We start from the raw sequence: 11,865 nt of genomic DNA, 5'->3' as shown, positions 1-11,865 counted from the left end.
CACCACCCGCCCCCCGAACCGCCTCCTGAGCGAGTGTGTTCAGGATGCGCAGCGCCGGCTTCTTGGCCGAAGGAGCGACGCTTTCGATGACGCGGTCTCTCCTGACATCGCTGAGCAGGCCGGAGGCGTGGCATTGGGATAGACGGCTGACGGCACTTGACTGTGGCGATACGGAGGATCACTCTTCCCGGAAAGAGGGGCTTACTCGACCACGGAGGAGCTGCACGTGCCACATATCGACTTACATACTGACAAACCGGGCACTGCAGGTCTGGCCGAATACAGCCCGGAGACCTTCCGGCTGATATCCGAGCTGGCGGAAATACTCCTGCGGGGGGAGAACACGCTGACCGCAGGCGAGCGGGAACTCATCGGAGCCTATGTTTCGCGGCTCAACCGTGCCCCGCTCTGCTTCGACCAGCATGCCGCCACCGCTGCCGCCCTGTTGCCCGGTGGTACGGAGCTGGTGGAGCGGGTTCTCGTGGACTCGCACAGCGCACCGATCACGGCGAAGCTGAAGACCTTGCTGGACATTGCCGGAGCGGTTCAGCAGAGCGGATCGAACGTCACGGAAAAGCTCGTGGCAGAAGCACGGCAAGAGGGCGCGACCGACCGGGAGATTCACGACACGGTCTTGATCGCTGCGGCATTCTGCATGTACAACCGCTACGCGGTGGGTCTGGATATCCCTCCCTTGGATTCCGCTGCTTGCTCCGCGGCGGCCCAGCAGGTGATCGAGTCCGGCTATACGGGCGAATCCGTGCTGTCTTCCTGAGTGTCACTTCCCGAGACCTCGGAGACGGTCGGCTGAGAGGACTCGCGCAGGGAGAAGACAACCCTGGTGTGAGCGTCATCGCAATTCGCGCCGGTTTCACAGGCACCTCGACGGTGGTGTTCCCGGCCAAAGGGCCTGCGCCGATCCCGTCTCGGTAGCCGGTACATCGGCTCCAGTCGCGGGAACTCGGCGCTGTCGAGCGCCCCAATTCATGGTCCGGATCTCAAAGTGTCCACGCCCAAGGGAACCACCTCGCGTATTGCGGGTGTGACATTCGAACAGCGATACAAGGCATGGCAGGCGAGAGTCGCCGTCAGCGCCCTCGTGGCCGGTGCTCTGGTCACGGGATCGACCCAGGTCCAGGCTGAGTCGATCCCGAGCGAGCATCCGCGCGTGATCAGCTCCGACATCCCAGCGCTTTTCGCCGAGCAAGAGCTCGTCTGGGAACCGTGCGATGATTCGGCGGTTCTCGATCAGGGTCCCCGGCAGGCCGTCTTGGAATGCAGCAAGTTCCGAACGCCCAGAGACTGGGACGCCCCATCCGCAAGCCCGACCCTGACAATCGCGGTGAGCCGGTTGCGGCCCGAAGGCCATGCCCCCAGGGGGACCTTGTTCGTCAACCCCGGCGGGCCGGGCGGACCCGGCGTCGAATTCCCGCTCTTCTTCCAGCAGAAAAGCGGCGACAAGCTTCTCGACAACATGGAGATCATCGGCTTCGACGTCCGCGGAGTGGGCCGGAGCACCAATGTGACCTGCGCGGGTCAGGGCGGTATTCGCGAGGATCTCGATCCGCGTGATCGCAGCGCCGCGAACCTGGACCGGCTTCTCGCCGCCAGTGCCCACATCGCCGCGAGCTGCCAATCCGCCTCGGGAGAACTCGGCCGTTACGTCAACACCAAGCAGACCGTCTTCGATCTGGACCTGTTGCGGCACCTTCTGGGGCGCGACAAGATCCACTGGTTCGGGTATTCGGCAGGAACGTGGCTCGGCGCCTACTACGCCACCTACTTCCCCTCCCGCGTCGGAAGGTTCGTGTTCGACTCGAACATGGACTTCACCGACACGATGCAGAGGCACTTCCTCAGCCAGCCCATGGGTTTCGAGCGCCGATTCCGCGCCGACTTCCTCCCCTGGGTGGCCCGCCACGACGACGTCTATCACCTGGGCGCCACGGGAGGCGCCGTCCACCGTAGCTACGAGCGTCTACGCGAGCTGCTCGCCGAGGAACCACTCGACCTGGGTGACGGTCGGCTGATCCACCCGAACACGCTGGACTACGTCCTCATCTACGGTGCCATGTACTCCAAGGACAGCTTTCCCGCCATGGCCGAGGCTCTTGTTTCCTTCCTCGACATGGCCTCCGCACGCAAGGAGGAAGTGAAGACGGCCAACGCGCGAGCCGCCGACCGGAAGCTCAAGAGCGCGATCGCCGCATCGCCTCACATGCCCCTCGCATCGGCGGACGACTCCTTCCTCAGCACGTACTGGACGGTCAGCTGCAACGACACGCCCTGGACCAGAGGCCGCGACTTCGTGGTCGAGGAATCCGCGCGCCAGGGGCGCCTCTACCCGCTCGCGGGCTGGAACACCGTCAGTGATCCGCTGGCCTGTTCCTCCTGGAACCGGCCCGCGCTGTCGATGCCCGTTCCCAACGGCGTGGGAGTGCCGCCGGTTCTGATGGTGCAGTCCGAGCACGACCCCGCCACCCCGATCGAGGGCGCACGCAGAGCTCATCAGCGCTTCGCCGGATCACGCATGGTGACGGTGACCGGTGAGGGGGACCACGGTATCTACGCCCACGACAACAAGTGCGTGGACACGATCGTGGAGGGCTACTTGGTCGACGGTGTGCTGCCGACGGTGGACAAGAGCTGCCCGGGCCTGCCGCTCCCGGAGCCGGCGAACGGCACGAGGACAGGCTGAGATGAGACCACGGGGCCTGCCTTCGGAAACGACACCGCGAGCAGCGGCCCGAAGGCAGGCCCCGTAGGTTGACCGGCCGACCAGGCCCAGGGCACGGAACGCAGAACAAGGGCGCGAGTTCAGATGAGAGCGTTCAGTCCCATACCAGACAGAAAGCTTATTCTGTCTGGTATGGGGCTGAACGAGCCAAGACACCTTTTCGACGCGGCACGGCACCCCTGTGCACATGCCGGTGATGAGGGCCTCACCCGGGTCGGTGCCGCCAGGAGCGAAGTAGCTCCGTGTCATGCGTCGCCACACGCGGTTTCTCCTGCGGGCATGGCCGACGGTCCCGCTCTCACGGTGCTTGTGCCGCATTTCAAAGGTCCACTAAAAACCAAAAATCACGCTTTTCTGGTCTGTCTGACTAAAAAGCGGTTTTGGGACAATCCACACCGCAGGGTCTGGTTGGAGTGAACTCGCAGCGGCGGAGTGACGAGACATGACCGAACGAATCCGCGTTATCGGCGCCGGCATCTCAGGACCGGACGTCACCTGGGTGCCGGAGAACGATCCCGGCGGCTTCGACAGCTTCGGTAGCGCTCGAATCATCGAGGCCACCCTGTGAGCTCACTACTGGCGCGAATCTCCCGCCCGGAGGATTTGCGCGCGCTCCCGTCGGATCAGCTTCCGGCCGTGGCGGCGGAGATTCGATCCTTCCTGGTCCAGAAGGTGATCGCGAGTGGTGGCCACCTCGGATCGAACCTCGGCGTCGTGGAACTGACGATCGCGCTGCACCGGGTGTTCGACTCACCGGCCGACACCATCCTTTTCGACACCGGCCACCAGGCCTACGTGCACAAACTGTTCACCGGCCGCCAGGCCGCCTTCGACCGGCTGCGCAGTCTCGGCGGGCTGAGCGGCTACCCGGATCCGGACGAGTCCGAGCACGACGTGATCGGCCACTCCCACGCCTCGACGGCGCTGTCCTACGCCGACGGCATGGCCAAGGCCCGGCAGCTGGTCGAGGGCGACGGGAACGCGATCGTCGCGATCATCGGCGACGGCGGGCTCACCGGCGGGATGGCATGGGAGGCGCTCAACAACCTCGGTGCCGCGAAGGACCGCCCGGTGATCGTGGTGCTCAACGACAACGGCCGCTCCTACGCCCCCACCCACGGCGCCGTTCCCGCCCATCTCGCGGCGCTGCGAGCGAAACGGTCGAGCGTGAGCCTTTTCGAGGCCCTCGGCTTCCAGTACCTCGGGCCGGTGCCCGGGCACGAGATCGACGCGATCGAGTCGTCCCTGCGCAAGGCGCGTGAGATGGCCTGCCCGGTCGTCGTGCACTGCGTCACCCGCAAAGGAGCCGGATTCCAGCCCGCGGAACAGGATCAGGAAGATCATCTGCACACCGTCGTACCGGCCGGCGGTGAGGCGACGCTGACCAATGTGTTCTCCGACGAGCTCTGCGCGCTCGGCGAGGTCCGGGCCGACCTGGTCTGCGTCACCGCGGCGATGCCGGGCCCCACCGGGTTGACCGCCTTCGGCGAGCGCTTCCCCGGGCGGATGTTCGACGTCGGGGTCGCCGAGCAGCACGCGATCGCCTCCTCCGCGGGGCTGGCCCTGGGCGGGCTGAGGCCCGTGGTCGCCATCTACGCCACCTTCCTCAACCGCGCCTTCGACCAGCTCCTGCTCGACGTGGCGATGCACCGGCGCCCGGTGACGATCGTGCTCGACCGGGCCGGGATCACCGGGCCCGACGGGCCCGGCCACCACGGCATGTGGGATCTGGCGATCCTCTCGGCCTTTCCCGAGCTGACCGTCGGTGCTCCTCGGGACCCTCAGCGCCTGCGCGAGCTGCTGCGCGAGGCCATCGAACTGCCAGGCCCCGCGGTGCTGCGCTTCCCCGTCAGCGGGGCGAGCGAGGACCTGGAGGCGGTGGAGCGGATCGGATCCGTCGACGTTCTCTGGAGCACCGGGCAGGATGTGCTTCTGATCGCGATCGGGTCGACGGCGGGAGCCTGTCTGGAGGCGGCCGAGCAGCTTTCCGCCGAGGGGTTCGGCGTCACCGTGGCCGATCCGCGGTGGGTGCTGCCCGTCTCGCCCGGCCTGCTCCAGCTCGTTCACGGTAAGACCCTGGTGGTCACCGTCGAGGACGGCGTGGTGTCCGGCGGCGCCGGTGCCGGCATCGCGCAGGCCTGCGCTCCGGGGACCCGCGTCCGAAACCTCGGGCTGCCGCGGGCCTTCATCCAGCACGGGAGCCGTGAGGAGCTGCTCGCGGCCGCTGGGCTGACCGGTGCGGGGATCGTGCGCGCCGTACGGGCGGAGGCCGGCACATGGGGGGCCGCCTGGAGTCCCGAATCGAGATACGTTGTTCCACCACCTGGCGACGGATCCCTGCCGAAGGCGGGAGTCATCGGCATCTCGCAGGTGGCGGATATGACGTGGAGCTGATGCACATGACGAAGACGGCTCTCATCACCGGCGCCAACAAGGGCATCGGTTTCGAGACCGCGCGGCTGCTCGCCGAGCGGGGTATCACCGCCATCATCGGTTCGCGTGACGAGGAGCGTGGCCGGGCCGCCGCGGAAAGCCTCGGCCAGCCGTACGTGCAACTCGACGTCACCGACGCGGCCGGCATCCAGGCCGCCGCCGACCGGCTCGAGAAGGAGTACGGCACGCTCGACATCCTGGTGAACAACGCCGGGATCCTCTCGCCCGACAAGGGGTTGCCCAGTGCCATGCCGATGGAGGTCGTCAGGCGCGTCTTCGAGACCAACGTGTTCGGCGTGATCGCGGTGACCAACGCGATGCTGCCCATGTTGCGCAGGTCATCGGCCGGCCGGATCGTCAACGTCTCCAGCGAGCTCGCCTCGATGACGAACGCGATGATCCGGGAAAGTCATGTCTGGCAGCTCAACGACATGCCGTACAACTCCTCCAAGGCCGCGCTCAACATGGTCACCGTGTCCTACGCCAAGGAGCTCTGGGACACCGGGATCAAGGTCAACGCCGGTGATCCCGGCTGGTGCGCCACCGACATCCACAACGGCGTCGGGCCGCGCACGGCCGAGCAGGGGGCGGCGATCGCGGTGTACCTGGCAACCCTTGACGCCGACGGCCCCAGCGGCACCTACATCCAGGACGCGGGGGTCATCCCCTGGTGAGGCACCGGGCGGATCATCGTCGCCGGGGGCCGCGTAACACCTCTAGGTGAGAAGCACCTGGCCGAGGGCGTGATCGCCGACGGCCGCCATGCCGGGGGCATCGGCCGAGTGGACGGCCAGAGCGGTGCCCAGGGCAAGGGCCCAGCCCCGTGCGCGCTCCCAGGTCACCTCGTCGGCGTCCACGTGTGATCGGAAGACCTCGCGCGCGTTCTCGTCGAACACCAGCCACGCGGCGGCCAGGTCGGTGGCGGGATCGCCGCTGGTGAGATCGCCGAAGTCCAGGACGGCCGCGAGTCCTTCCCCGTCGAGCAGGAGGTTCCCCGGGTGCGGGTCGCCGTGGAGCCAGAGCGCGGGACCCTGCCAGGGCGGGAGGGCGGCCAGTTTCTCCCAGAGAGGGAGGAGCTCGGCTGATCGGGGAATGGACCGCAGGCGGTGCCGTACCGCTTCGTCGCGGGCGGCGAGCGGGACACCGCGGAGGGGGTTACGCGGTGCGTCGGGCGGTGCGGGCCGGTGGAGGCCCGTCATGAAGTCGGCCAGCGGGACGGCGATGCCGGAGCGGTCGGACGGCGGAACGTCGGTGACCGTGCGGCCTTCGAACCAGGGCGCGATCGTCCACGGCCACGGGTAGCCCTCACCGGGCACGCCGGCCCTGACGGGGACGGGCAGCGCGACCGCGACGTGTTCGGCCAGGACCGGCAGCCAGCGTTGCTCGTTGACGATGAGGTCGACGGCGACCTGGCGGCGCGGCAACCGTACGGACAGGTCCGTTCCCAGGCGGTAGACGACGTTGTCCCAGCCGTTGGCGACGAGGGTGAGCGGGCCCACCAGATCCGGGTGCTGTGTGCGGATCAGGCGATCGACAAGGTCGGTGTCGATGTCGACTTCCGCCGCCGGAGTGTTCATGCCGCAACGGTAGTACGGGGTGACCTTGACAGACATGGGCGCCGAAGCCGGGTATGCCTGGTCGTCTTCGTGACGCGCTTGGCGACCAGCGTGAGGACATCGTGTCCGCCGGCGGCACGCCCACCGTTTCTTCGCCGGACCGCTACGGCCGTTTCCGGCTGATCCGATCACCGTGGCCGGCGAACCACGCCGTCGCGGGATCGGCTTCACCTCGCCACATGAAGGTCCCGGCACCACCGCCCCGGGCGGGCTGCGGCCTCGCCTCGCGATCTCCCCGGTGGCGGCGCCCAGGCCATCCCGGCGCTTGCGAGCCGGGCGCCTGCCGCGGGCCTCCGTGAGCGGTGACGGCGCGATGTTGTGTGTCGTTTGACCGGTTGAGGAACCCCAGGTCGGCAGGGGGGCGTACCGATGTGTGAAAGCCGACGGGGTGAGCCTGTCGGGAGAGTTTCACCATAGGAGCACATGATGCGTACCACCACGATGAGGAAGCTGCTGCAGATCTCGGTTCTGGCCGCGGTGTCTGCCACGGTGATGGGCGGGCTGGCCACTCCGAGCCAGGCCGCGGAGGTCAAGGCGGCCGCGGCGCTGAAGGCGGAGGTCTGGATGGAGGGCACCGCGATCAGGTACCGGGGCACCCCGGCCAACAACAACGTGATCATCCTTCAGGGGTCCGGTAACAAGGTCGAGGTGCTGGACGTCAATGTCGACGTCGCGCCGCGCCCCAACTCCGGCTGCGTCCTGGTCACGGGCCTGACCCGTAAGGCGGTGTGCACGGCGGCCGGCAATGTGAAGATCACCGGCATCATCGCGCACCTGGGTGACGGCAATGACAACTTCGAGTCCCGGGTCGGGCTCAACGGCGCGGTCTTCGGCCAGGGCGACAGCGACCTGTTCCTCGCCGGTGCCTCGCTGTCGGGCCGGACCGGCATCACCTACAGCGGCGGCACCCTCAACTCGCGGGGACAGTCCAACGGCGTCGACACCGTCTCCTACGCCAAAGCCGGCGTGCTGGTGTCGGCCGGGTTCGACAGGACCGCCAACGACGGACGCGTGCGCAGCAGCACCTCCGACCGCGACCTCGACAACGTCAGCGACGACGTCGAGCGCCTCGAGGGCAGCGACCACGACGACGCCCTGACCGGCAACAACCAGAGCAACGTGCTGATCGGCGGCAAGGGCCGTGACACCCTCCAAAGCCTGGGCGGAGCCGACCAGATCCTCGCCGCCGACAACACCGCCGACGCGCTCATCGACTGCGGCGCCGGTAGCGACGACCTGGCCCAGATCGACGCGGGCCGAGACACCACGTCCAACTGCGAGCGGTAAAGCCGACAGCACGGTGACACGCCGGCCAACGGCCGAGGCCGTGCCGGCCATCGTCGCGCCCCGCCCGGCCAGCCGGGCGGGGCGCGACGGTGAGACCCGCGAGGATCGACGACCACTCTCGCGCTCGTCGCCGTCGTCGATCGATCAGGGCAGGCCGACGGTGGCTTCGACCGAGTCGGCCAGGTAGGCGCGCGGATCGAGTCCGGGGCCCATCATCATGTGGCGTACCCACGACGACCTCTCGTGCGCGACCAGCGGCAACTCCCAGACGCAGCCGAGGAACGGCTCGTCGAGAATCCGGAAACCCTCCTCGGGGCGGGCCAGGGTCAGCCAGGCCGCCTTGCCGTGGATGATCGAGCTGTGCACCCACGTGTAGAGGTTGAGCCACAGCGCGTCCTGCGTCTGATGGAGCAGGAGGAAGCCGAACCGTATCGGCTCACCGCCATGTCGCAGGGCCGGGTGCCGCAGCTCCGAGGGCAGGAGCGAGGCGATGTGAGGGGCGGCGGCGGCCACGAGCCCGGGATCGACGGGGGCCCCGGTGCCGGTCAGCTCATAGCGCTTCAGTTTCCAGCCGTCGACCTCGACGACACCGGTCGGTCGCAGAGACCTCGGTACGAAGCTCATGCCGGTGAGTCGAGGTTGGAGGGTTCGATGGCTCCCGCGCCACGTCTCGCAGCCGAGAGCGACAGGGTCGCGAGTAACACTTTCCGAGGATTACGCATTTCGCTCCTGGCGACATGGTGTTTGATCCCGACAGATGGTTTATATCGGGACTGTCGCAAAGGAATACGTCGCGTTGTGAACCGCCGGTTTCATCGACGACCACTCTCGCGCTCGTCGCCGTCGTCGATCGATCAGGGCAGGCCGACGACGGCTTCGACCGAGTCGGCCGGGTAGGCGCGCGGATCGAGTCCGGGGCCCGTCATCATGTGGCGTACCCACGACGACCTCTCGTGCGCGACCAGCGGCAACTCCCAGACGCGGCCGAGGAACGGCTCGTCGAGAATCCGGAAGCCCGCCTCGGGGCGGGCCGGGGCCGGCCAGGCCGCCTTGCCGTGGACGATCGAGCCGCACACCCACGTGCGGAGATTCGGCCATCCGGCCTGCCGCGTCAGGGCGGGCCGGGGCCGGCCGCCCGGCACGCCGTGCGGGCGGCCGGCTCTCACTGCGTCGCTGTGACGACGCAGCGCCGCAACTCCTCGACCGCCTCGGGGGCGCCCTCGATCGTCACTCCGCTCGGCTCACCGGCACCCCCCCGGTTCCACACCCAGCGCAGCACGGCAGTGGGCGGGCCGCTCACGGTCACGTCGGCCGCGTCGTCGCCGACGCCGTCCTCGACGGTGAACCGCCCCGGGCCGGTCCGCACCCGCCACGCCGCGCCGTCGGTCCGCACCGTGTACGTCCGGCCCGGTGAGCGGGCCAGGATGTCGGTGAAGTAGTCACCCTCCTCGGCGACGCTGTATGCCACGAAGACCTTGAGCAACTCGTCGATGCCGTCGACGGCGAGGTCGGCCGGCACCGGCGTGACCGGCTGCCCGGTACCGAGCTCGGCGTCGATGCGGTGAATGACCGTCTCCTGCGTCATCCGCCGGATCCAGAAGCCGACGGTCTGATCCGGGGTGTACCAGGAGACGGCCGGATCCCCCGGCTTGCGGGCGCCGAACTCGTCGAGCAGTCCGGCGTACGCCCGGTCGAGCAGCGCGAGCGGTTCCTCGTCCGCGAGTTCCTTCGGTGGCCACGGGTCGGGCTCGGCGCTTCCGCGCATGAGCAGAGTCTTGTGCAGGTACACCTCGCCGATGTGGCGGGTCAGGTCGGCGACGGTCCAGTCAGGACAGCTCGGCACCACCGCGGTGGGGTCAATCGGCACGACGGCCCGCAGGCGGCCGAAGTCGGCCGCGAGGCAGTCGAAGAATCGGGAATATTCCATATCGAACATTTCAGCATATGCTCACGGCTCTTTCGCCCCGCCCGGCGGCGGGCCGCCGTTCCACCCTCAACGATCACCCGCTCCCACTCCGAAAAGGACCGCAGGAGTGGCGGTGAGGCGAAGAGGCACGGTGATCCGTTCCATTGGTTCTTTCAGAGCTGTTTCCGCCCTGAAGGAAATTTTCACCCGCCCCGTCCCCGGTGTGATGTGCCGAGACTGCCCGCAGGACCGAATTCCCGGCAGATGTCCTTCCTCTTTTCGCCATACGCTCCCGCACATAGGGCTTTAGGCGATACGTAGCGAGGCGGGTCAACGGTTCCACGAAAGTGACGTGAAAATTCTCACTCGGTCCAGGATGCCCGCATGGTATCGCGAGGAATGGTCATATCCATCGGAGTGATTCAAGGGTTTCAGCTGCCAGGGGCGCTGTACAACCCGCCGATCTCGCCAGGGGCCGATTCGTCGTCGTCAGAAGCCGCACCAGAATCCGTGGGTTATCGGACGCCCTCAGAGCGGGCCTTCTTCACAAAGGAGTTCGGATATCCGTATGCTTCGGCAAGCTTCGCTCACCGGGGGCGACTTTCTTGTAGAGAGGCTGATCATAATGACTTCGATCACTAATGACGCCATCGCGTACGAGCTGTCGGCGGATGAGGCGCACAGCCCGGCCACCGAGCCCGCCCGCCCGCGACAGTCGCAGCGCTCCGGTGCCCGGACAGGTTTGGCAACTGCTCGATCATCTCCTCACCCGGGTCACTCCCCGCGGCAGTCTCCTGGAACGCAGCCGTGATTTCCCCGACGACTTCTCGGAGATCTTCGCCGATCTACGGCGGGCGCGGCGGGCCCTGGGCGCCGCGGTGAACGGCTGAGCCGATGGGGATATCCGAGGCGCTCGCGGCCATCCTGGCCCTTCCCGGCGAGAAAGCAGCCCTGCACCACAACCCCGCCGGTTTCCAGGAACGCTACGGGCTGACAGCCGCCGAGCTCGACGTCCTCAAGAACGCCTCCCCCTGGGGGCTGCAACTGACGAACAACGAGCACAGGACCGTCCGCTACGACACGCTGCGCTCAGTCCTGCCACGCACCCTGCGCCACCTGGCGCACTCGTCGGCCGCACGCGTCGGGAGCTACCTGGAGCAGGTGCCGTGGCAGACGACCTCCACGCTCGCGGAGGCACAGCGGTTTCTCGGATGGCTGACCGCCGGCGGAGGGGTCGATCCGCAGCTGTCGGATCTGGCGAACTACGAGCTGATGCTGTACGAGGTCGCCGTGAGCCGCGAGGCCACCGAGTACGCGACCACGATCGGATCGGCGCCGCCGAGAACGCTGTCGGTCACTTCGCATCGGCCGCGCATCTCACCGGCGGCGCGAATCTCCTCTTTCAGCCATGACGTGACCGCCACCCAGCCCACCAAGCAGGCACACCCGCTGCACCTGCTAGCCGTCAAAACGGCCGAGCGATGGGGACCGAAGGTCTACCGGCTGTCGGAAGAGGCCGTGCGACTACTGCGGTTGTGTGACGGCCGGCGTACCGCGGCCCAGATAGCCACCCTCGCCACCACCCCGGACCGAGCACGCGATACCGAGGCGGCGCTGCAGCAGTTTGTCCGGCAAGGCGCGCTGTCGGTGCTCTCCCCCGATATCGAAAGGTAGACGTTCACGAGCCGCGGGCCTGGATGCGCCGCGGGTGGTGCGCGGGTTCACACCCAGACCCGGATGCCACCCGTACAGGACCGCCCGGTGGGTGAACCCGCGCGACCGTAGCCCCGCCGGGCTTCGCGCGGGCCGCGGTCGGCGACTTCGGGATCTCGGGGTCGAGGGGCTGCGTACAGGTGGGAGATCAGTGCGATTTGCCGGGGGCCGTG

12 protein-coding genes are annotated in these 11,865 nt (G+C 67.8%); 8 read left to right on the top strand and 4 right to left on the bottom strand.

Annotation, left to right across the window (positions count from 1 at the left end):
* Nucleotides 1–226 precede the first annotated feature (226 nt).
* The 5 genes from ACTOQ1_RS42560 (at nt 227) to ACTOQ1_RS42540 (ending at nt 5,844) form a co-directional block, all read left to right on the top strand.
* Nucleotides 227–775, top strand: coding sequence for a carboxymuconolactone decarboxylase family protein (locus ACTOQ1_RS42560; RefSeq protein ID WP_440074243.1), 549 nt, complete (start codon nt 227–229; stop codon nt 773–775).
* 228 nt (nt 776–1,003) lie between these two features.
* Nucleotides 1,004–2,698, top strand: coding sequence for an alpha/beta hydrolase (locus tag ACTOQ1_RS42555; RefSeq protein WP_440074241.1), 1,695 nt, complete (start codon nt 1,004–1,006; stop codon nt 2,696–2,698).
* A gap of 481 nt (nt 2,699–3,179) precedes the next feature.
* Nucleotides 3,180–3,305 (top strand): hypothetical protein, encoded by a 126-nt coding sequence (locus tag ACTOQ1_RS42550; protein ID WP_440074239.1) that lies wholly within the window; start codon nt 3,180–3,182, stop codon nt 3,303–3,305.
* A complete protein-coding gene (locus ACTOQ1_RS42545; protein ID WP_440074236.1) occupies nt 3,302–5,131 on the top strand; it encodes a 1-deoxy-D-xylulose-5-phosphate synthase in 1,830 nt (609 codons plus the stop codon). Before ACTOQ1_RS42550 ends, ACTOQ1_RS42545 begins: the two co-directional genes overlap by 4 nt.
* 5 nt (nt 5,132–5,136) lie before the next feature.
* A complete protein-coding gene (locus tag ACTOQ1_RS42540; RefSeq protein WP_440074234.1) occupies nt 5,137–5,844 on the top strand; it encodes an SDR family oxidoreductase in 708 nt (235 codons plus the stop codon).
* Between the two features lie 42 nt (nt 5,845–5,886).
* Here ACTOQ1_RS42540 and ACTOQ1_RS42535 read toward each other — a convergent pair whose 3' ends face one another.
* Nucleotides 5,887–6,747, bottom strand: a complete 861-nt coding sequence (locus ACTOQ1_RS42535; RefSeq protein WP_440074232.1) for an aminoglycoside phosphotransferase family protein — start codon at nt 6,745–6,747, stop codon at nt 5,887–5,889.
* Nucleotides 6,748–7,212: 465 nt separating this feature from the next.
* Between ACTOQ1_RS42535 and ACTOQ1_RS42530 the strand changes: the two genes are divergently transcribed.
* Complete coding sequence (locus ACTOQ1_RS42530; protein ID WP_440074230.1) at nt 7,213–8,073, top strand: hypothetical protein; 861 nt, start codon at nt 7,213–7,215, stop codon at nt 8,071–8,073.
* A 144-nt stretch (nt 8,074–8,217) separates the two neighbouring features.
* Here ACTOQ1_RS42530 and ACTOQ1_RS42525 read toward each other — a convergent pair whose 3' ends face one another.
* The 3 genes from ACTOQ1_RS42525 to ACTOQ1_RS42515 all read right to left on the bottom strand — a co-directional run bounded on the left by ACTOQ1_RS42525 (nt 8,218) and on the right by ACTOQ1_RS42515 (nt 10,000).
* Nucleotides 8,218–8,697, bottom strand: coding sequence for a hypothetical protein (locus ACTOQ1_RS42525; protein WP_440074228.1), 480 nt, complete (start codon nt 8,695–8,697; stop codon nt 8,218–8,220).
* A gap of 230 nt (nt 8,698–8,927) precedes the next feature.
* Nucleotides 8,928–9,239, bottom strand: a complete 312-nt coding sequence (locus tag ACTOQ1_RS42520) for a hypothetical protein (protein WP_440074227.1) — start codon at nt 9,237–9,239, stop codon at nt 8,928–8,930.
* Nucleotides 9,236–10,000 carry a maleylpyruvate isomerase family mycothiol-dependent enzyme gene (locus tag ACTOQ1_RS42515; protein ID WP_440074225.1) on the bottom strand — a complete coding sequence of 255 codons (765 nt, stop codon included), beginning with the start codon at nt 9,998–10,000 and terminating at the stop codon, nt 9,236–9,238. The genes ACTOQ1_RS42520 and ACTOQ1_RS42515 overlap by 4 nt, the downstream gene beginning before the upstream one ends.
* 620 nt (nt 10,001–10,620) lie before the next feature.
* Between ACTOQ1_RS42515 and ACTOQ1_RS42510 the strand changes: the two genes are divergently transcribed.
* Nucleotides 10,621–10,869 (top strand): multinuclear nonheme iron-dependent oxidase, encoded by a 249-nt coding sequence (locus tag ACTOQ1_RS42510; protein ID WP_440074224.1) that lies wholly within the window; start codon nt 10,621–10,623, stop codon nt 10,867–10,869.
* A gap of 4 nt (nt 10,870–10,873) precedes the next feature.
* Nucleotides 10,874–11,653 (top strand): PqqD family protein, encoded by a 780-nt coding sequence (locus ACTOQ1_RS42505; protein WP_440074221.1) that lies wholly within the window; start codon nt 10,874–10,876, stop codon nt 11,651–11,653.
* Nucleotides 11,654–11,865: the final 212 nt, after the last annotated feature.

Origin of the sequence: Streptosporangium sp. OZ121 (assembly GCF_051918885.1) — a bacterium.
In the GTDB taxonomy this organism is placed as follows: Bacteria; Actinomycetota; Actinomycetes; order Streptosporangiales; family Streptosporangiaceae; genus Streptosporangium.
This window is presented reverse-complemented; position numbering and strand designations above follow the sequence as displayed.